Source organism: Bradyrhizobium sp. 87 (genome assembly GCF_023073015.1).
GTDB lineage: Bacteria > Pseudomonadota > Alphaproteobacteria > Rhizobiales > Xanthobacteraceae > Bradyrhizobium > Bradyrhizobium canariense_D.
In genome coordinates, this window is record NZ_JADPIQ010000120.1 from 1 (window position 1) to 646 (window position 646).

General features: G+C 67.0%; 1 protein-coding gene. It reads left to right on the top strand.

The window, feature by feature from the left end; genetic code table 11:
- Positions 1 to 646 (top strand): AMP-binding protein (locus IVB50_RS30035; RefSeq protein ID WP_247298969.1); only part of this gene is annotated, 646 nt, incomplete at both ends.

A 646-nucleotide genomic window follows, 5' to 3' on the forward strand; every position in this document is an offset into this window, starting at 1 on the left:
TGGCGCTGCTGCGGGCGATGGTGGCCGATGCGCGGCAAGCGGTCGGGCGGATTGAGCTGCTGGCGGCCGACGAGCGCGCATATCTATTGGAGGAGCTGAACCGGACGGCGGTGCCGTATCCCGAGCAGCAGTGCATCCATGAGCTGTTCGAGGCACAGGTCGCCAAGGCGCCGGACGCGGTGGCGGTGGTCCATGAGGACGAGCGCTTGAGCTATGGCGAGCTCAATGCACGGGCGAACCGGCTGGCGCATCATCTGATCGGGCTCGGGGTGAAGCCGGACCAGCCTGTGGCGATCTGCCTTGAGCGCGGCGTGGCGATGGTGGTGGGGCTGCTTGCAATCCTCAAGGCGGGTGGCGCCTATCTGCCGTTGGATCCGGCCTATCCGTGCGCACGGCTCAAGCAGGTTCTTGAGGATGCGCAGCCGCAACTGTTGCTGGCCGATGCTGCGGGACGATCCGCGCTGGGCGCCGATGCGCTGGCCGATCTGACGGTGGTCGATCTCGAGACGGCGACATCGGCCTGGGCGAAGCTGCCGGCCTCGGATCCCGACCCGCGCGCGCTTGGCCTGACCTCGCGCCATCTCGCCTATGTGATCTACACCTCGGGATCTACCGGCACCCCAAAGGGAGTCATGATCGAGCATCG